The organism is Synechococcus sp. CBW1004, from assembly GCF_015840715.1.
Lineage (GTDB): Bacteria > Cyanobacteriota > Cyanobacteriia > PCC-6307 > Cyanobiaceae > Cyanobium.
In genome coordinates this window covers 2,775,778-2,793,018 of record NZ_CP060397.1, presented here as the reverse complement: position 1 = coordinate 2,793,018, position 17,241 = coordinate 2,775,778, and the positions used below count along the sequence as shown (strand labels likewise).

Genomic DNA, 17,241 nt, shown 5'->3' with positions numbered 1-17,241 from the left:
CGGCGCGGTCGGCCTGTCCTGCCCATGCTCGGAACCGTCAGGCCAGCTGAACGTTCAGTCTGGTGGCTTCCTGCTTTGCTGCCATCGCGGCAGGGCCTCCGGGATGCGCCTCCGGCCCGGCGGGCCGATCATGAGGGGGACCGGCAAGGGCGGGCCACCGCAACCAGGACGGTGCAGCGATGACGCCTCCAGCCCTCTCACCCGCCCTCGCCCGCGAAATCCTGCAGCGCAGCGGCGAACACCTGCTGCTGGTGGCCCTGAGCGTGGCCCTGGCCCTGCTGATCGCCCTGCCCCTGGGCCTGGCCATCCAGGGGCGGCCGCGCTGGAGCCGCCTGGCGCTCGGACTGGCCAATGCGGTCCAGACCATTCCCAGCCTGGCGATCTTCGGCCTGCTGCTCACCGTGCCGCTGCTCGGCGGCATCGGCCCCACCCCGGCGGTGGTGGCCCTCACCCTCTATGCCCTGCTGCCCCTGCTGCGCGGCCTGGTCACCGGCCTGCAGCAGGTGCCCGCCGGCCTCAGGGAAGCCGGCCGGGCCCTGGGCCTGAGCAGCGGCCAGGTGCTGCGGCACATCGCGCTGCCGCTGGCCCTGCCCAGCCTGATGGCAGGCCTGCGCGTCGCCACGGTGATCTCAGTGGGGGTAGCCACGATCGCCGCCGCCATCGGCGCCGGCGGGCTGGGGGTGTTCATCTTCCGCGGCATCGCCACCGTCAACAACACGCTGCTGCTGGCCGGTGCCCTGCCCTCGGCGGCGATCGCCCTGGCGGCCGATGCCGCCCTGGGGGCCCTGGAGCTGCGGCTGGTGCGGGGAGTGCATCCGTCCGGTGAGCGTCCTCACGAGCAACGACGGGCGCCCTGGCGGCGCGGTCCCCTGCGTGCGGGGTGGCCCCAGGGGTGGCGGGGTCTGGCGGCAACCGCGGCGCTGGTCGCCGGTTTGATGGTGACAACCGCACTGGTCATCAACCTGGGCTGGCCGCGGCTCCTGGCGCTGCGACCCAGCGCCCCGGTGGTGATCGGCGCCAAGGGCTTCACTGAACAGCTGCTGCTCGGCGAGCTGCTGGCCCAGGAGATCGAGGCGCGCACGGCGCTGCCGGTGAAGCGCGAGTTCAGCCTGGGCAGCACCTTCCTGGTGCATGAAGCGGTGCGGCGCGGCCGCATCGACGGCTACGTGGAGTACACCGGCACCGCCTGGTCGGCGATCCTCAAGCAGCCGGACGCGGCCCGGCCCCAGGGGCGCCAGGAGCTCTGGGAGCGCAGCCGCCGGCTCTACGCCGAGCGTTTCGGGCTGCGGCTGTTTCCCTCGCTCGGCTTCGAGAACACCTTCGCGATGCTGATCCGCCGCTCCGAAGGCCAGAGGCTGGGGCTGCAGCGCCTCAGCCAGGCGGTGCCGGCCGCCCGCATGTGGCGCGCCGCCTTCGGCTACGAATTCCTCAACCGCCCCGATGGCTGGCCGGGCCTGGCCCGCCGCTACGGCCTGCAGCTGGCCGCACCGCCCAGCGCCATGGATCTGGGCCTCACCTACCGCGCCCTGGCTGAAGGGCGGGTCGATCTGATCGCCGGCGACAGCACCAACGGTCTGATCCCGGCCCTGGACCTGCAGATCCTCGAAGACGACCGCCGCTACTTCCCGCCCTACGACGCCGTGCCGGTGTTCAACGCCGCCAGCCTGCGGCGCCATCCAGAGCTGGTGCCGGTGATCGACAACCTGTCGGGCCGCCTCTCGGCCGGGACCATGCAGCGCCTCAACGCAGCGGTGGATCTGGAGAAGCAGACCCCCGAACAGGTGATCCGCCGCTGGCGGCGGGAGCAGGGGCTTCTGCCGGCGCCGCCGGAGCGCCGAGCCATGGCCACTCCCTAGCCTGGACCGCCCTGCCCTGGTTCCCGCCGTGGACACCGCCAGCCTGCGCGCCCTGTTCAGCAAGCCCTACGGCGCCCCGGCCCCCAGCGAGGAGCAGTGGCGGGCGCTCTACGCCGATGACGTGCACTTCCAGGACCCCACCCAGGAGCGCCAGGGCATCGACGCCTACCTGAAGGCCCAGGAGGGGCTGATCCAACGGTGCGACGACACCTATCTGACGCCCGGTGCGATCGCCATCGACGGCGACACCGCCTTCGTGGAGTGGGAGATGGGGCTGAAGATCAAGGGGATCGAATTCATCTATCCCGGCACCACCCGCCTGCGCTTCAACAGCGACGGCAGGATCGTGGATCACCGCGACTACTTCGATTTCGTCGGCCCCACCTTCGAACCGGTGCCCGTGGTCGGCGGCTTCGTGCGCTGGCTCTACCGGCGCTTCGTGGACTGAGCCCAAGGGAGCGGACGCCGGCTCACCGCTACGGCAGCGTGAAACCCGACTGCAGATGCTTCAGATCGAGCATCACCCAGGTGAGCCACACCACAACGGCGATCACCCCCGAGGCCAGGGCGCCGCGGGCCAGCCAGCGCCCCAGCAGCTCCGCCATGCTGATCTCCTTCATTGCCGGCTTGCGCGTGCGTCTGTGAGGGACCCTACGGACTCCGGGGCATCGCCGCCGTCAGCCTGCTGCCGGAACCCCATCAGCGCGTTGCCCACCTCCACGGCAAAGGCCCGCGCAGGCTGTCTCGCGGACAGGCCAGACCATCAGAGCGTCGTCAGCCGGTAGAGATCGGCGCGGCGCTGATGTCCCGTGGGGATCGCCTGGCGCGCCAGCGCCACCTGGCTCAGATCCAGCTGGACATGCAGCACCTGCTCGCCGGTTCCCGCCTCGGCCAGCACCTGTCCCCAAGGATCCACCACCAGCGAATGGCCGTAGCTGGGGTAGCCCTCACCGCCGGCCGGCCGGGCGCTGGAGCAGGCCAGCACGAAGCACTGGGTGTCCACGGCGCGGGCGCGCATCACCAGATGCCAGTGGCGCGGACCGGTGGTGGTGTTGAAGGCGGCGGGGCAGGCCAGCAGGGTGGCGCCGAGCCGCTGCTGCATCAGCAGGGCCAGCTCGGGGAATCGGATGTCGTAACAGATCAACAGGCCCAGGTTCGGCGGCTGCGCCAGGCCGGTGGCCAGCGGATCGCCCGCGCCGCCGAGCACCGTCAGCCGATCGCCAGCCGTGAGGCTGTCGGATTCCATGAAGCGGATGCCGCCGGGCACATCCACGTCGAACAGATGCACCTTGCGGTGCTTCGCACGCAGGCGGCCCTCCCGATCGATCACGGTGGCGGTGTTGTACAGGCGGCCATCGGCACCGCGTTCGGGGATCGAGCCGGCGATCACGCTCACCCCATGGCGCACCGCCAGCCGCGCCACCATGGCCAGCGACGGCGAAGGCCCCTCCAGCAGAAGGCCGCCCGGCTCCGGGATCGGCTCGGCGTACGCCCCGAAGCGCGCCGCCGCGTAGGGGGCGTTCCAGATCTCCGGCAGCATCAGCAGCCGCGGCCGGGCCGTGCCGGCCGGGGGCTCAAGCGCCCGCTCCAGCCAGGACTCGGCATGGAGCCGGTTGGCAGCGGCGTCCTCGCCAGCCTGCAGCTGCACCAGAGCCACCGGCAGGGTGGAATCAGGTGTCTCCGGACCGTCCGCCTCCAGCGCCCTGGGATCGGCACCCTCACCGGCGCCCGTCACCCCGATCAACGGCCGTCGTTCTGCTGCCACCGGATCTCTCCCAGTGGCTTCCAGCATCGCTGCCCTGCGTGGCCGAGGTGCCGCGACAGCGGCGGCAGTGGAGGCAACGGAAGTGGCGGCGGATGCCGCCAAGGCTCAGGCTGGGGCGAAGCCAACGATCACGACCGCCATGACCTCCCTGGACTTCGACGGCGACTACGGCCGCACCTACGCCCGCACGATCCGCAACTCGATCCCCGCCTACGACGCCCTCCTGGAGATCGCCACCGCCGCTCTGGCGGCCAACGGCACCGCGGCCTCCTCGGCGCTGGTGGTGGGGCCGGGCCTGGGAGAGGAGCTGCCCGGCATGTTCGCCGCCCTTCCCGAAGCGACGTTCACCCTGCTGGAGCCCAGTGAACAGATGGCGCGGGGCTGCGCCGCGGTGATCGACAGGGAGGGCGCCGGCGATCGCTGCCGCCTGCTGGCCCTGCGCCTGGAGGAGGCGGGCCCGCTGGAGGGGGACCCGTTCGACGTGGTGGTCTGCCACCACGTGCTGCACCTGATGCATCCCGAGCAGCAGCGCCAGGCTCTCGGGCAGCTGTGCGCCCGGGTGAAGGCCGGCGGCCTGCTGCTGCTGAGCAGCTACAGCGAACCGGCCGACGCCGAGACCTGCGACCGGATGCTGGCGATCGGCCAGAGCCGCCTGCGGCAGCTGGGCATGGCGGAGGAGACGCTGCGCCAGTTCATGGCAGGCCGCAACACCCTGGTCTTCTCGCTGGATCAGTCCCTGCTGGTCGAGGAGCTGGCCGCCGCCGGTCTGGAGCCGCCGCTGCCGCTGCTGCAGGCCCTCGGCAGCCGGATGTGGCTCAGCCGCCGGCCCTGACCGAACCCATCCCCGTGCCGCCGCTCAGGCAGGAGCCCGGAAGCGGCGCCGCTCCCAGCAGCTCAGTTCGCCGTTGGCGTCGATGTGCAGGCTCAGCCGCTGGAAGGCATCCGGGGCGGTGCGGCAGCCCACCTCCAGGCGGAAGGGGCCTGCCGGCAGCCATTCGGGCACCGAGCACACCAGTCCATCGGCGAACGCGGCCGTGAGCGGATGGACCGCGAAGGCCTCTGGCGCGAAGGGCTCGCATGGCTGCGGCGGCGGGGGCTCGGCGGGCCAGTCGCCCGGCGCGAGGGTTTCCAGCTGGCCGGGCCAGCCCCGCATCGCCTCCAGCAGGGTGCGGGCGCCGCCAGGAGCGGGCCGGGGGGGATCGGGGCGCTCGCCCAGGCTGCAACGGAAGGCCACCGCTCCCACGGCATCGAGACGCCAGCGACAACCGGCAGCCCCCGCCGCGACGCCCCCGGGTTCATCCCGCCGGCCCCAGAGCAGCACGAGCATCGAGCGGGAGCGCCCGTGGAACAGGTTGATCTCATGGCCCCAGCGGGCGTCGGCCGGATCGATCGTCAGGCTCGACTGGCCGCCCGCCCCCTCGAACTGCCAGCACTGGCCGCCGCGGTTGTAGGCCTCGCGCGACAGCGGCAGCAGCCGGCGGCCATCGGGAGCGAACAGAAGACCGCTGCCGTCCCATTCGCCGTGGTCGTCATCGAAGAAGCGGATCGCGTAGCAGGTGTCGGCGATCACCCGGCTGGGGGCCGCCAGATCCAGGGCGCCTTCCCCACCGTCCTGGCGCAGATGCCAGCGGCTTTCGCCGCACCAGCGCCCCTCGAAATTGCGCCGGTTGAGCTGCCACTGGCGATCGGCTCCGGTCATGGCGGTCGCTGGCAACTGCGACAGCTTTAGCGTCAGCGCCACTCCGGCGGCGGCGCAGGCGATGCGGATCACGATCGTGGGCTGCGGTGATGTGGGCACCGCCCTGGCCCGCCACTGGAGCCGCGACCCTTCCCTGACGCTCACCCTCACCACCACCCGTGAGCAGCGACGCGCCGAGCTGGAGCCCCTGGCGGAGCGGGTGGCGGTGCTGCGCGCCAGCGACCGGGACGCCCTGCGCGATGCCCTGGCGGAGGCCGAGGTGGCCGTGTTCACCCTGGCCCCCGGAGGTGATCGCCCGGTGGATGAAGACACCTACGCCGCCACCTACCGCGCCGGCTTCGAGGCGCTGCAGGCGGTGCTGCCGGACCTGCCGCAGCTCCGCCAGATCATCTACACGGGCAGCTGTTCGGTGGTCGGCGATGCCGGCGGCGCCTGGGTGGATGAGGACACCCCCACCTGCCCGCGTGATGGCCACGGCCGCGTGCTGCTCGAGAGCGAGCAGCTGCTGGCGGACTGCCGCGCTCCGGGCAGGACGGTGTGCATCCTCCGCCTCGGGGCCCTATACGGACCCGGCCGCGAGCTGGCGCCGCGCTTCCGGCGGCTGGCCGGCACCACCCGACCGGGCACGGGACGCCATCACAGCCACTGGATCCACCGCGACGACGTGGTGGGCGCCATCGCCATGGCCGTCCAGCAACGCTGGGACGGGGTGATCCACCTGGTGGACGACCGGCCGCTGCCGGTGGCGGAGCTGCTGGAGCGGGCCTGCGAGGCCTGCGGCGAGGAGCCAGTGCGCTGGGATCCCACGGCCGGGACGGGACAGGCCCCGGCGGACCGGCGCATCCGCAACACCCGCCTGCATCAGCTGGGTTACCGGCTCCTGCATCCGGAGGTGCGCATGCCGAAGCTGCAGCGCCTCGACACGCTGCTGTTCGAACGGGTGGCGGAGCGGGCCCGCCAGGCACCGCGCCTGCGCATGAACCACAACCTGCACGCCGAACCGGACGCGGTGCAGCGCTTTCTGAACGTGCTGCAGCCGGGCACCTACGTGCGGCCTCACCGGCATCGCCGCAGCGAGCCCGGCGCCGGCTTCGAGTGCTTCCTGGTGCTGCAGGGGGAGGTGGGCCTGCTGGTGCTCGATGAGCGCGGCCTGGTGCTGCAGCAGGAGCGGCTGGCAGCGGAGGGGCCCGTGCGCGGCCTCGAGCTGGCGGAAGGCCAGTTCCACACCCTGGTGGCGCTGCGGCCGGACACGGTGATGTTCGAGCTCAAGCAGGGGCCCTACATCCCTGCGAACGACAAGGACGTCCTGGCGGGATTCCCGCTGGAGGGAACCCCGGAAGCGGAGGCCCAGGAGGCGCAGTGGCGGGCGCTGTTCGGCATCCGGCCCTGACAGCCCCCATCGTGGCGGCCACGCTGACTCCCGCGGATCCAGCCAGCGCCCGAGCGAAGGACGGGAGATCTCGGCCTCGTTCCAGGCCTCGGCGAGCTGATCCAGCCCAGGCGCGAGGGCAACGGAGATGGCGGGGCGGCCGGTGACGGGGCCCAGGCTGCGGGGGCCGGGATTCGCCATGATCGCCGTTCCCCGACCCCTTGGCACAGATGCAGGCGAGCTGGAACGGCAGCGTGATTGCCGAGAGCGACGACATCGTCAGCGTGGAGGGCAACGCCTATTTCCCACCTGAGGCCCTGCGCAGCGAGTGCTTCCAGCCCTCCAGCCACCGCACGGTCTGCGGCTGGAAGGGTGAGGCGCACTACTACAACGTGGTCGTGGACGGCCAGGTGAACGCCAACGCCGCCTGGTTCTATCCCGACCCCAAGCCCGCCGCCGACGAGATCCGCGGCCGCGTGGCCTTCTGGAAGGGAGTGAAGGTGTCCGCCGGCTGATGGGCGGTCCCGTCAGCGAGGCCGGCCCGCGCCGGATCGACAGCCCGGTGGAGGTCGCGGCCAGCGGCGCCGAGGCCTCCCCCCGGCTGATCGATGGCCCTGCGGACGCACCGGCCACCCTGCTGCTGGCCCATGGCGCCGGCGCGCCGATGGACAGCCCCTTCATGGCGGCGATCGCCACCGGGCTGGCCGAGCGGGGCTGGCGGGTGGTGCGCTTCGAGTTTCCCTACATGGCCCGCGCCCGGCTCACGGGCCGGCGTGCCGGGCCCGACCGACTGCCGAAGCTGCTGGAGGCCTTCCGCCAGCAGGTGGCGCTGGAGGGGAACGCCCGCCCCCTGATCCTGGGGGGCAAGTCGATGGGAGGCCGGGTCGCCAGCCTGCTGCTCGATGAACTGGCCAGCGCCGACACGGCTGCCAGCGATCACCTCACAGGCCATCCCATCGGCATGGATCCCATCACAGACAGTCCCATCGCAGGCAGTCTCATCGCAGGCAGTGGCATCGCAGGGAGCCGCATCGCAGACAGTCGCATCGCCGGGGGGCTCTGCCTGGGATACCCCTTCCATCCGCCCGGCCGGCCGGAGCAGCTGCGCACCGAGCACCTGCAGACCCTGCGGACCGAGACGCTGATCCTGCAGGGGGAGCGGGATCCCTTCGGGCGACGGGAGGAGGTGGAGGGCTATGCCCTGTCGCCCCGGGTGCACATCCAGTGGCTGCCCCACGGCGACCACAGCTTCACCCCCACCCGCCGATCCGGACTGAGCGAAGCGGACAACTGGAACGCCGCCGTGGCACACGCCGACCGCTTCTGCCGCGAGCGCCTCTCCCCCTGCAGCGACAAGGCCTGAGGGGCCCGCCTTAGGGTCCTGCCCCAGCTCCATGCGCCACGCCATGAACCCCACCCTCCGAGGCATCGTCTACGTGAGCGTCTGGGTGATGCTCTGGGGCACCGCCGCCTCCCTGGCGGATTTCGTGCTGCTTGAGCGCGGCGCCTACGACGCCGGCACCAGCGGCCAGGCGATCACCTTCGCCTCCTACGGCATCGCCGCCGTGGTGCTGGCGGTGAAGCTGTCGGGGCGGTTCCTGAAGACGGACGCGTGAGGCGAGCAGCACCACCCCCGAGGGACGCAAATGGTGATGCGAAGCCTCAGATCATTCACTGTGCCGGGAACCCGGAAGCTCCTGCGACAGGCTCTGCGCTCAGGTCTTCTGCTGGTCGTCGCAACGTTGGGCCACGCCGGCAGAGGCCTCGCTCAGCAGTGGTCGATTCAGACGACCGATGCCCCGGCGCACTGGCGCCGCTGCAGGATCGCCTCACCGGCCTATGCCGGCCCCTGCCGCGTCACCTTCGTGACCAAGGGGACACGGTCGCTCAACATCCACTTCGACCTGGATGACTCCGGGACCGAGGGGATCAGCTTCGTGATCGCGTCGGAGGATCTGGAGCTCCGGGAACGCATGTCCTTCGCCCTGGTGGCGGAGCGGTTCCAGCGCAACGCGGTGGTGTCGGCCGAGGGTGTGTGCGCCGTCCGCCCGGAATCCATCCGCTGCATCAGCGTTGACGGGGCCTACAGCGCCCAGGCCGTGCAGCGGCTGCGCTGAACAGGCGACGCCGCAGGAGACGCTTGCCGCGGCGAGACGGCCTGCGTAGACCACCAGCAAGGTCCATCCCCCCGGCAGACGACCATGCAGGTGCAACCCAGGTCTCCGCGCCGACATGGCCTCCGCACCCGGCTGGCACTCCTGCTGCTGTTGCCCCTGACGGCCACCCTTCCAGCCCAGGCCGCCCCGCAGCCGCTGCGGTTCGTGCTGATCCCCAAGGTCAGCCACCCCTGGTACGAGGCGGTGCGCCAGGGCGCCGAGCAGGCCGGCCGCATGATCCAGCAGCAGAGCGGCCGGTCGGTGCGGATCGACTACCAGCCACCGACCACGGCGCAGGTCAGCCAGCAGGCCCAGCTGCTCGAAGCGGCGATCCGATCGAAGGCCGATGGGATCACGATCGACCTGCTTGATGGCGAAGGACTGCGGCCGCTTCTGCAGCAAGCCCGCAGCGCCGGCATCGCCCTGACGGTGTTCGATTCGGAGGCACCGGCCCATCTGGCGATCACCAGCATCGGCAACGACTTCTGCAAGCAGGCCCAGATCGCCTCGCAGCGGCTGGTGGATCTGCTGGGCGGCAAGGGCCAGGTGGCGATCATGCACGGTGTGCCGACGGCGCCCAATCACGCCATCCGGGTCGCCTGCCATCAGCAGCTGTTCGCGCGCCATCCCGGCATTCAGGTGGTGGCCACTCCCGCCGATGACGACAACATCGCCACCGCCGAACGACAGGCCCTGAGCACGATGCGGCGCTTCCCGGCCCTGAAGGGCTGGGTGGTGGCCGATGCCGGCGGCGCCATCGGCGTGGCGCGGGCGGTGCAGGCGCTGGGCCGCCAGGGAACGGTACAGGTGGTGGGCCTCGACGACCTGCCTGAGCTGCTGCAGCAGATCAAGGGCGGCGTGGTGGATTCCACCGCGGCCACCCGACCGGCGGCCCAGGGCTACTGGTCGGTGCTGTCGCTGTGGCAGCAGCGCCTGGGTGCCCCGACGCTCGAGCACATCGACACGGGCATCAGCGTGCAGGGAGGGGGTGCCAGCCCACGCTGATGGCGGCCGAGCCAGGAGGGGCGGCGGCCCGGGCGCGTCGGGGCTCGATCACCGACTTGACGGGGCGGCGCCCGGCGTCTGATCCAGCAGGCCCTGCAGCTGGTGCTCATTCCAGCCCTCGCCGCGCCAGCGCTCGCCCAGGGCAGCGGCCACCGCACTCACCAGCAGCAGCAGCGGCAGCAGGCCCGGATCGCACTGCAGGGTGAACACGAAGGACGCGCAGAACAGGGGGCAGCCGTGGGCAGCGGCGAAGAGGGCGGTGGCACCCACGGCTGCCAGCTGGGCCAGGGCGGTGGGCCCGAGACCCTCAAGGCCCTGCAGGGGGCTGATCAGCAGGGCACCGAGGGTCATGCTGTCGTGCATCAGGCCGCCCGGGGCACCCAGCGCCAGGCTGAGCACGCTCGCCAGCAGCCGCCAGAGCCAGAGGAGCGGCGAGCCCACGGCCTCGCCGGACAGGGCCGCCCGCAGCGAGAGGGAGCCGTCATTGAGGCTGAGGCCGCCGCTGACCAGGGCCAGCAGGGTGAGGCCGCCCGCCAGGAGAAGGGCGCCCACCAGCCGCTGACGGGTCAGCAGGCGCTTCACCACAGCCGCCACCGGCAGAAGCAGGCGCACCAACAGGGCACCGCCGGCGGCACCCACCAGCGTGAGCAGGGCGGCCCAGCCCCACACCTGGGGCGGCAGCGGCCCGAGATCCAGGCCGGGCAAGCGGGCCGGCTGGCCCATGGTGGTGGCCAGCAGGGTGCCGCTGCCCGCCAGCAGCAGCGCCGGCAGCACGAGCGGCAGGCCACTGGCTTGGCCCAGCTCCTCCAGCCCGTAGGCGACCGCCAGCAGGGGCGAACGGAACGCCGCCCCCAGCCCCGCGGCGCCACCGATCACGGCCACAAGACGGGGGGAGAGGGAGGCGAGGGGTCGAAACCCGCTCAGACGCCTGTGGAGCGCCAGCAGCAGAGATGCTCCGAGCGCCACCGAGGGGGACTCCACGCCCACCGCCAGCCCGCCGACGTGGGTGAGCAAGCAGCAACGGCAACCGCCGCAACTGGGTCGCCAGGCTCAGCTGCCGCAACCAGCGCTCTTCGTGGGCCTCACGAAGAGACGGAGCGGCGCGATCGAGGGCGAGCACGGGCGTGACGCCGCCGCCGCGGCCGGCCGCCAGAGGCCCCCAGGCCAGCAGCACCAGCAGGCTGGTGGCCACGAACACGACCAGAGCGCCGATCAACGGCGCGGGCTGTGACACCTGCCAGAGATCCCGTTGCAGCCGGAAGCCGAGTTCGGAGATGGCCTGGTAGGGCCACAGCAGCAGCCCGAAGCCCAGGCCGAGCAGCAACCAGATCAGCACGCCAGCCATCGGATCCTCCCTGCAGAAGCATTCAACCGGACCCGGCCGGAGCCCGCCGCCAAGGCCCTGGCGATGCCGCGCCAGCGGCTGCTGATCGCCGATGCGGTGGGCCTGGGCAAGACGCTGGAGTGCGGCATCCTCTGCAGCGAGCTGATCCGCCGCGGCCGCGGCAAGCGGCTGCTGGTGGTGACCACCAAGAGCATGCTGGTGCAGTTTCAGAAGGAGTTCTGGACGCGCTTCTCGATCCCGGTGGTGCAGGAGTGGGTGGCGGTGCGCTTCGCCAGCTCAGGCCTGAACGTGATGGCGATCGAGCCCTACGAGACGGTTGCTGAACGGCTGCAGCTTGGCCGCAGACCTGATGCCAACCCCAACGCGTCCATCCCTGATCACCTGCGCGCCCAAGTGCCCTTCGCCGTGACCAGGGTCAATGCCCACCTGCGGGAGCGCGGCGACCAGTGGACCGCCCGCATGCAGCCGGAGCTCAACGCCCAGCGGGAGCTGCTCAAGCGGCTGCGAGGGCAACCGGTGGAGCCGCTGGAGTTGGCCGATGCCAACGACCAGCGCCCGCAGCAGATCAAGGAGAAACGCCGGCTGGCCCAGCAACAGGCGATCGACGTCCGCTTCGACGACCACGAACGCTTCGTGAAGGAGGTGATGACGATCGAGCCGGCCCCCTACCTGAAGCTGGTGAACGAGTTCTATTCGGCGCATGACCTGGAGAGCGTGCTGGCGGGCGACATCAAGAAGGTGCGCGAGCGCTGGAACGAGGAGGCGCAGGCGCGGCGGCAGGCGGCTCTCAACGCAGGGCTGTCCAGTGCAGGGCTAGTGAGTCAGGCTTTATAGAGGATGGCTGTACTGAATGACTGCTTATGCGGTACGATGAGGACCAAGGATCTTGCCGTCCTTCCGACCTTTTCCTACCAGCAGTCTCAGGAAACTTTATCACTATACAGAGGATTGATTGATATACATTGCCGACGCCCATGCTTGATCTGCCTGAATGCGTGCTTGGCAAGAGGCTAGCCGAACTTGCTGACCATATCACTGATACTATGCTGATGAATTGATACCATTTTTAGATGCCTTCTACCTTCGCCCTTGGGCAATACCTCTAAGCGCCACTCAAGCAATACGCCAAAGTCCCATTCTGAAGTACCGACAGAACCAAAAGAAGAATCTGGATAGCGGGAAACGCAGATCAAGTGGCCTTGGCGATAGAATGAGACCCTTTTGAAGATCCTTTTGGCTTCAGAAAGTGCACCAATCGAGTTTGGACGTCTGAATCGTGGGAAATCTCTCTTCAAGGGGATTTGACTTTGGCGCGCCTCTCCCAATAATCCGGCATTTCCGTTAAGTATTTGGACAGCCCCTTCAACTTCATTCTTGGATAGCCTGAAGTACTCAGCCTGAGGTATTCGCTTGTTAGCATATCGCCTTCGTAGAGATGACTCAAGATTCCGAGTCTCTGTGGATCCTAAGTGCGCGATTGCCTCGGTTGACTTCAGCTCTTTTAATGGCCTTTGAAGGTCATCAGCATGCCCAGTCTTACAGAGGTCTTCATTCCTGACTAGACAAACAAAGCCTCCCATGTCTCGAGGAAAGGTGCGCGATTGGCTGTGCTCATGGCTGGTCTAATCCTACAACGGGTAGCGCCAGAGTCGAAGCTGATCTTGTTTAAGCGTGCATTCGCAATGCCAGACTGCTCGCATCTCATGATCCGACTGGTTGCCGTCACTCATTGGCCTGACTGACACACAACAGACTATGCATTACTGGCGATTCATTGGCTCTCTTCAGCCCGTATAACGCTGTCCTGAGTGGCAGGCAGGTAGCCTGGGGTTGCAAGGCAGAGATTTGGTGGCGGCCTGTCCACTCAAGGGGCTTGCTATCCGTTCCTCTACTCTGAGACACTTCTCTGAAGTGCTTCCTGGGCAAGCGAATTGAGACTCTTTCCCTGCGCCTCAGCAGTCATCGCCAATTTCTCATGGAGTTCAGGCGGAATCCGAAGATTGAACTTGCCTGAATAGTGTCTACGAGGCTCGATTCCTTGCTCCTTGCATACCTCAAGAAAGACGTCCAATGACTTTTTGAATTCTCGGCGAAGCTCCTCAGGACTGGCCCCATAAAAGTCCGCCCCTCCAGAAAGCCCAAGAATTTCCCCGCGGAACTGATCCGTCTCCTCGACGTAGTCAATTTTGGCGTGGTAGCCATCCACATTCATGAGATTCATGGTGTCACTCCGTGTTCTTGAAACCATTTGCGGATCGAAGCAATAGCACCCTTGTCTGTATCGGGCGATGGGTGGGGCCTGTGGAAGACCCTGACTTCGCCAAACAGAACGACCGCAACTCGGCTGCCTGCCCTCTCACTGACATCCCCACCAAGCTCCTGAAACAGGGCCTCGATGTCCCTCCACGGCAGGCTGCCGCTTGCGGGACGGGAGAAGATCAGCTCAAGGGTGCGCTGGTTCTTCCGCTTCATTCGAGCATGGTACTTCTTCCCGGTACCAGGCGCGGCTTCCGGTTAACGGCTTGCTGGGTACGGATAACGCCGCCCCTGAGTGGCAGGCAAGGAGTGACTGGAGCAGCAGAGAGCTGCGGCCGCCTGACCACTCCAGGGGCCTGTTCGGAGTGCCCCCATTCTCTCTGATCTGGCGAATAGTCTTCTCGTCACTGAGACATCATCTCTACTGGACAAACAGAGTGCAAAACAAAAGGCAGTCCGACAGACCTGACTGGAGACTTAAGGAAGCTCTGATCAAGACCGGGAATTGAGCGCAAGCGTGTCTCATTCTCGTCAATGAGACACAAGTGGGGTATTTTGTCCTTGGCTACTCGCCAGGTGCTCCAATCCAGGGCCTGACTGGCTTATTTCTCGTGAGTTCCCCGATCATTTTTGGCTGCTCACCCTCAAGATGGCACACTTATTCTGTCATTTACGCTGTAGAAGGACAACGTTCGCGCACCATCCAGAGATTGGCGAGGGCAAACAGCATCGTCAGCTTGAGGTTGTTCTTGCGGATGCCTCGGTAGAAGACCTTCCGAAATCCAAACTGGCACTTGATGATCCGAAATGGATGCTCCACCTTTGCCCTGACATGTGCTTTCGCCGCCTCCATCAGATCCAGCAGTCTTCCCTCTGGGGTGTCCGGTAGAACTCGGCGCTGTCCGGGCTTCATGGCGATGCGCATCTCTGCTTCGCAGTCCTTGAACGCCTCACGCTTTTCGATGCCGATGTGGCCAGAGTCGCCGTAGATCACGCGTTCCTCGCCATGGACGCGATCGGGTGCCGTGTTCAGCTCATGGACGTTGGCAGCCGTGCTCACCACGGAATGGACCAGACCCGAGGCTGCATCCACACCGATGTGGCACCGCATCCCAAAGAACCACTGGTTGCCTTTGGCCACCGAGTGCATTTCAGGATCCCGCTCGCCCGTCTTGTTCTTGGTTGAACTGGGAGCGTTGATGATTGTGGCATCGAGGATCGTACCCTCCTTAAGCATCACGCCCTTCTCCCGCAGGCTCTGGTTCACCGTCTCCAGGATCTGCACTGCTATCCGATTCTCTTCCAGGAGGTGGCGGAAGTTCAGGATCGTCGTCTCGTCAGGGATCCGGTCCTCAACCATGTCGATCCCAGCAAAGCGGCGGAAGCAGGGGGTATCGATCAGCATCTCCTCCATCAAGGGATCGGAAAGCGTGAACCACTGCTGCAGCAGGTGGATGCGCAGCATCACCTCCAGCGGAAACGGTGGGCGCCCGCCCTTGGCAGAAGGCCTGTGGTACACAGGCGAAATCAAGGCCAGGAAAGGATCCCAGGGCACTGTGGCTTCCATCTCATCGAGGAAGCGCTGCCGGCGCGTTTTCTTCTTGGCGTAGGTCTGCTCGTAGTCCGTGAAACCCAACTGGAGGGGGGCCGCCATCCGCTGCCAGTCTCATTATTGGAACTGTACTGATTCTATCGGGTTTTTCAGGGGTTCCTTAGGGACTCCTGAAAAATCCAGATCCATTGCGCCGCGGCTGGTCTCAAGCATGAGAAGCCGCTAAAATGGCCGTGAACCAGGCAATCCGTGATTGCCTTTACTCCTGATCACTCCAGATGTACCGGAGGCACAATAACGGTCAGATCTCAATCAAGGAGTTCCACCTGCCATTTGGCGGCACACTTGATCCCGAGAATCGCTGGGTTCAACTGGAGGGGCTGATGCCATGGGATGAGCTGGAACAAGCCTATGCCCCTCAATTCAACGCCACAATTGGCGCTCCAGCCAAATCAGTGCGGATGGCCTTTGGTGCTCTCTACATCAAACAGAAGTTGGGGTTAACCGACGAAGAGACTGTCCATCAGATCAGAGAGAACGCCTATATGCAGTTCTTTCTCGGCTTTGCGGGTTACACAGCCAAGGCACCGTTTGATGCCTCGATGATGGTGCATTTTCGCAAACGCTTTTCTGACGAGGATCTGCGCCGTATCAATGAGCTGGTGGTGCAGCGCGGCAAAGAGATCCTTCTGGAAGCACTTGCTCAGGTAGCAGACGATGACGACCATGATGATCCTGATTCCAGAGGAGGAGGCGCTCAGCTGGAACTTGATGCGTTGATCAAGCCTGCTGACTGGCCAGAAGGAAAGAATTGGGGCACTCTCACGATTGATGCTAGTTGCACTCCTGCCGACATTACCTATCCCAGAGACCTCAGGCTCCTCAGCGAGGCTCGCACAACGACCGAGCGAGTCATTGATGATCTGTGCAGTCAGTCATCGGGATTCAGGAGACATCGACCTCGCTACGACCGTGGCCTTGCTCGTGCTCATTTCCTGAGAGTGGCGAAGCAAAAACGGCCACGCCGCCGAAAAGTGAAGGCTGCCATTAAACATCAGCTTGGATATGTGCGGCAGAATCTCAAAGCCATTGATGCTCTGATCGGCTGTGGGGCAACGCTTTCTGAGCTCAAGAGGCATTGGTGGCAGAAGTTGTTGGCCTGCAGCGAGTTGGAGCGGCAGCAGGGCCTTCTGCTCGCCTCTCAGACCAACAGCATTCCAGACCGCCTGGTGAATCTTGTGCAGACCCATATCCGCCCAATGGTGCGAGGCAAAGCACGTGCTGCGGTGGAGTTTGGTGCCAAAATCAGTGTTTCGGTTCAAAACGGCTTTCCGTTCTTGCACCGCATCAGCTGGAACCCCTACAACGAAGGAGAAGACCTGATCGCTCAGGCGGAAAAATACAAGCTGGATACAGGATCTTACCCAGAGCGCATCTGCGCCGACCGGATTTATATCACGGCCAAGAATAGGCATTTCTGCATGAGGAACGGTATTCGCCTCTCCGGCAAGCGATTGGGCCGCCCGCCCAAGGATCCTGATGTCACCACTGCACACAAGCAGCAGCTCCGATCTGATCAAGCTCGACGCAATGAAGTGGAAGGCGTCTTTGGATATGGAAAGCGCAAGTATTCCCTGGATCTGATCATGGTTCGTCTACCAGCTGGTGCCGAATCCTCCATCTCGATGGCCTTTGTCGTGATGTGCGCGGAAAAGGTCTTGAGGCTGCTGCGCCTCTTTTTTGCCCTTCTTTTTGGGTGGATCTACAGCTTTCTTATGGCCTGGTCAGCGATCAGAGCTCCTGCGGTCATCTGCAAGCCAGACTTTTGAGATCTGGCCCACTTGATGTCACGGCGCTTGCCGGCCTGATTAACGCGAAGCAAACGGACGAATTCGGCGCCGATGGGCCGAGAATCTTTTTCAGGAGTCCCTCCTTAATGGTGGCGTTGAATTGCTGTGCATATACTTCTTCCGCTTGGACTAAGCGATTGTCCGGATCAAGAGTGTCACCAGAAGACACCACCAGAACACAGAGAGAACTCCATGGTTGAGATCTGGCCATTCCATCACCTCCGATCCATCCTTCCGGGATTTGGAGTAGAGGCAACCGCTTAGCCTGGCTGACCAGCATGTGAGCCTCTTCCTGCCCTTGAGACCAGTTGCGGAGCAGCGGAGCTGGCCTTTCATCTGGGGGACAGCGGTTCCTGGGCGGAGGTGCTAGAGAATTTCCGCCAGCTGG

At 66.3% G+C, this 17,241-nt stretch carries 20 protein-coding genes; 12 read left to right on the top strand and 8 right to left on the bottom strand.

Annotation, left to right across the window (positions count from 1 at the left end; all coding sequences use genetic code 11):
• The first annotated feature begins 179 nt into the window (after positions 1 to 179).
• Positions 180 to 1,856: an ABC transporter permease/substrate-binding protein gene (locus H8F25_RS13265; RefSeq protein ID WP_197210814.1), complete on the top strand. Its 1,677-nt coding sequence runs from the start codon at positions 180 to 182 to the stop codon at positions 1,854 to 1,856.
• Between the two features lie 28 nt (positions 1,857 to 1,884).
• Positions 1,885 to 2,304 carry a nuclear transport factor 2 family protein gene (locus tag H8F25_RS13260; protein ID WP_197210813.1) on the top strand — a complete coding sequence of 140 codons (420 nt, stop codon included), beginning with the start codon at positions 1,885 to 1,887 and terminating at the stop codon, positions 2,302 to 2,304.
• A gap of 28 nt (positions 2,305 to 2,332) precedes the next feature.
• Here H8F25_RS13260 and H8F25_RS13255 read toward each other — a convergent pair whose 3' ends face one another.
• The gene (locus H8F25_RS13255; RefSeq protein ID WP_197210812.1) at positions 2,333 to 2,476 is read right to left on the bottom strand and encodes a hypothetical protein; all 144 of its coding nucleotides are present in this window, start codon (positions 2,474 to 2,476) and stop codon (positions 2,333 to 2,335) included.
• A gap of 143 nt (positions 2,477 to 2,619) precedes the next feature.
• Positions 2,620 to 3,648 (bottom strand): carbon-nitrogen hydrolase family protein, encoded by a 1,029-nt coding sequence (locus H8F25_RS13250; RefSeq protein ID WP_197210811.1) that lies wholly within the window; start codon positions 3,646 to 3,648, stop codon positions 2,620 to 2,622.
• A gap of 112 nt (positions 3,649 to 3,760) precedes the next feature.
• Here H8F25_RS13250 and H8F25_RS13245 point away from each other — a divergent pair, with 112 nt between their 5' ends.
• Positions 3,761 to 4,453, top strand: a complete 693-nt coding sequence (locus H8F25_RS13245; protein ID WP_197210810.1) for a class I SAM-dependent methyltransferase — start codon at positions 3,761 to 3,763, stop codon at positions 4,451 to 4,453.
• A 24-nt stretch (positions 4,454 to 4,477) separates the two neighbouring features.
• On the opposite strand, the gene H8F25_RS13240 is transcribed toward H8F25_RS13245, so the two are convergent.
• Positions 4,478 to 5,320, bottom strand: a complete 843-nt coding sequence (locus H8F25_RS13240; RefSeq protein WP_197210809.1) for a hypothetical protein — start codon at positions 5,318 to 5,320, stop codon at positions 4,478 to 4,480.
• Here H8F25_RS13240 and H8F25_RS18215 point away from each other — a divergent pair.
• The 6 genes from H8F25_RS18215 to H8F25_RS13205 all read left to right on the top strand — a co-directional run bounded on the left by H8F25_RS18215 (position 5,319) and on the right by H8F25_RS13205 (position 9,850).
• Positions 5,319 to 6,710 (top strand): WbuC family cupin fold metalloprotein, encoded by a 1,392-nt coding sequence (locus tag H8F25_RS18215; protein WP_370525748.1) that lies wholly within the window; start codon positions 5,319 to 5,321, stop codon positions 6,708 to 6,710. The two genes, H8F25_RS13240 and H8F25_RS18215, sit on opposite strands and share 2 nt — an antisense overlap.
• A 209-nt stretch (positions 6,711 to 6,919) precedes the next feature.
• Entirely contained in the window at positions 6,920 to 7,204 is a 285-nt protein-coding gene (locus H8F25_RS13225; RefSeq protein WP_197210808.1) for a DUF427 domain-containing protein, read from the top strand.
• Positions 7,204 to 8,052, top strand: a complete 849-nt coding sequence (locus H8F25_RS13220) for an alpha/beta family hydrolase (RefSeq protein ID WP_370525747.1) — start codon at positions 7,204 to 7,206, stop codon at positions 8,050 to 8,052. The genes H8F25_RS13225 and H8F25_RS13220 overlap by 1 nt, the downstream gene beginning before the upstream one ends.
• Before the next feature lie 43 nt (positions 8,053 to 8,095).
• Positions 8,096 to 8,305, top strand: a complete 210-nt coding sequence (locus H8F25_RS13215) for a hypothetical protein (RefSeq protein ID WP_197210807.1) — start codon at positions 8,096 to 8,098, stop codon at positions 8,303 to 8,305.
• 126 nt (positions 8,306 to 8,431) lie between these two features.
• Positions 8,432 to 8,806: a hypothetical protein gene (locus H8F25_RS13210; protein ID WP_197210806.1), complete on the top strand. Its 375-nt coding sequence runs from the start codon at positions 8,432 to 8,434 to the stop codon at positions 8,804 to 8,806.
• A gap of 84 nt (positions 8,807 to 8,890) precedes the next feature.
• Positions 8,891 to 9,850 carry a substrate-binding domain-containing protein gene (locus tag H8F25_RS13205; protein WP_197210805.1) on the top strand — a complete coding sequence of 320 codons (960 nt, stop codon included), beginning with the start codon at positions 8,891 to 8,893 and terminating at the stop codon, positions 9,848 to 9,850.
• A gap of 48 nt (positions 9,851 to 9,898) precedes the next feature.
• Here the strand turns inward: H8F25_RS13205 and H8F25_RS13200 are convergent, their stop codons facing one another.
• On the bottom strand, positions 9,899 to 10,864 hold the full coding sequence (locus H8F25_RS13200; protein ID WP_231596842.1) for a chloride channel protein: 966 nt from the start codon (positions 10,862 to 10,864) through the stop codon (positions 9,899 to 9,901).
• A 61-nt stretch (positions 10,865 to 10,925) separates the two neighbouring features.
• Between H8F25_RS13200 and H8F25_RS17795 the strand changes: the two genes are divergently transcribed.
• Both H8F25_RS17795 and H8F25_RS17790 read left to right on the top strand, forming a co-directional pair.
• A complete protein-coding gene (locus H8F25_RS17795) occupies positions 10,926 to 11,081 on the top strand; it encodes a hypothetical protein (protein ID WP_231596841.1) in 156 nt (51 codons plus the stop codon).
• 18 nt (positions 11,082 to 11,099) lie between these two features.
• Positions 11,100 to 12,029: a hypothetical protein gene (locus H8F25_RS17790; protein WP_231596840.1), complete on the top strand. Its 930-nt coding sequence runs from the start codon at positions 11,100 to 11,102 to the stop codon at positions 12,027 to 12,029.
• Between the two features lie 176 nt (positions 12,030 to 12,205).
• Here the strand turns inward: H8F25_RS17790 and H8F25_RS18210 are convergent, their stop codons facing one another.
• The 4 genes from H8F25_RS18210 to H8F25_RS13180 all read right to left on the bottom strand — a co-directional run bounded on the left by H8F25_RS18210 (position 12,206) and on the right by H8F25_RS13180 (position 15,105).
• Positions 12,206 to 12,775, bottom strand: a complete 570-nt coding sequence (locus H8F25_RS18210; RefSeq protein WP_370525746.1) for a GIY-YIG nuclease family protein — start codon at positions 12,773 to 12,775, stop codon at positions 12,206 to 12,208.
• A gap of 308 nt (positions 12,776 to 13,083) precedes the next feature.
• A complete protein-coding gene (locus tag H8F25_RS13190; RefSeq protein ID WP_197210804.1) occupies positions 13,084 to 13,416 on the bottom strand; it encodes a type II toxin-antitoxin system HicB family antitoxin in 333 nt (110 codons plus the stop codon).
• A complete protein-coding gene (locus H8F25_RS13185) occupies positions 13,413 to 13,667 on the bottom strand; it encodes a type II toxin-antitoxin system HicA family toxin (RefSeq protein WP_197210803.1) in 255 nt (84 codons plus the stop codon). Before H8F25_RS13185 ends, H8F25_RS13190 begins: the two co-directional genes overlap by 4 nt.
• A 454-nt stretch (positions 13,668 to 14,121) precedes the next feature.
• A complete protein-coding gene (locus H8F25_RS13180; protein ID WP_197210802.1) occupies positions 14,122 to 15,105 on the bottom strand; it encodes an IS5 family transposase in 984 nt (327 codons plus the stop codon).
• Positions 15,106 to 15,281: 176 nt separating this feature from the next.
• Between H8F25_RS13180 and H8F25_RS13175 the strand changes: the two genes are divergently transcribed.
• Positions 15,282 to 16,832, top strand: a complete 1,551-nt coding sequence (locus tag H8F25_RS13175; protein WP_197210801.1) for an IS5 family transposase — start codon at positions 15,282 to 15,284, stop codon at positions 16,830 to 16,832.
• Positions 16,833 to 17,241: the final 409 nt, after the last annotated feature.

What these genes read in the sequence shown, in the direction of transcription:
- H8F25_RS13265 (WP_197210814.1), top strand. Translation starts at nt 180, where the DNA reads ATGACGCCTCCAGCCCTCTCACCCGCCCTCGCCCGCGAAATCCTGCAG.
- H8F25_RS13255 (WP_197210812.1), bottom strand. Translation starts at nt 2,476, where the DNA reads ATGAAGGAGATCAGCATGGCGGAGCTGCTGGGGCGCTGGCTGGCCCGC.
- H8F25_RS13250 (WP_197210811.1), bottom strand. Translation starts at nt 3,648, where the DNA reads ATGCTGGAAGCCACTGGGAGAGATCCGGTGGCAGCAGAACGACGGCCG.
- H8F25_RS13245 (WP_197210810.1), top strand. Translation starts at nt 3,761, where the DNA reads ATGACCTCCCTGGACTTCGACGGCGACTACGGCCGCACCTACGCCCGC.
- H8F25_RS18215 (WP_370525748.1), top strand. Translation starts at nt 5,319, where the DNA reads ATGGCGGTCGCTGGCAACTGCGACAGCTTTAGCGTCAGCGCCACTCCG.
- H8F25_RS13240 (WP_197210809.1), bottom strand. Translation starts at nt 5,320, where the DNA reads ATGACCGGAGCCGATCGCCAGTGGCAGCTCAACCGGCGCAATTTCGAG.
- H8F25_RS13225 (WP_197210808.1), top strand. Translation starts at nt 6,920, where the DNA reads ATGCAGGCGAGCTGGAACGGCAGCGTGATTGCCGAGAGCGACGACATC.
- H8F25_RS13220 (WP_370525747.1), top strand. Translation starts at nt 7,204, where the DNA reads ATGGGCGGTCCCGTCAGCGAGGCCGGCCCGCGCCGGATCGACAGCCCG.
- H8F25_RS13215 (WP_197210807.1), top strand. Translation starts at nt 8,096, where the DNA reads ATGAACCCCACCCTCCGAGGCATCGTCTACGTGAGCGTCTGGGTGATG.
- H8F25_RS13205 (WP_197210805.1), top strand. Translation starts at nt 8,891, where the DNA reads ATGCAGGTGCAACCCAGGTCTCCGCGCCGACATGGCCTCCGCACCCGG.
- H8F25_RS18210 (WP_370525746.1), bottom strand. Translation starts at nt 12,775, where the DNA reads ATGGGAGGCTTTGTTTGTCTAGTCAGGAATGAAGACCTCTGTAAGACT.
- H8F25_RS13190 (WP_197210804.1), bottom strand. Translation starts at nt 13,416, where the DNA reads ATGAATCTCATGAATGTGGATGGCTACCACGCCAAAATTGACTACGTC.
- H8F25_RS13185 (WP_197210803.1), bottom strand. Translation starts at nt 13,667, where the DNA reads ATGAAGCGGAAGAACCAGCGCACCCTTGAGCTGATCTTCTCCCGTCCC.
- H8F25_RS13180 (WP_197210802.1), bottom strand. Translation starts at nt 15,105, where the DNA reads ATGGCGGCCCCCCTCCAGTTGGGTTTCACGGACTACGAGCAGACCTAC.
- H8F25_RS13175 (WP_197210801.1), top strand. Translation starts at nt 15,282, where the DNA reads ATGTACCGGAGGCACAATAACGGTCAGATCTCAATCAAGGAGTTCCAC.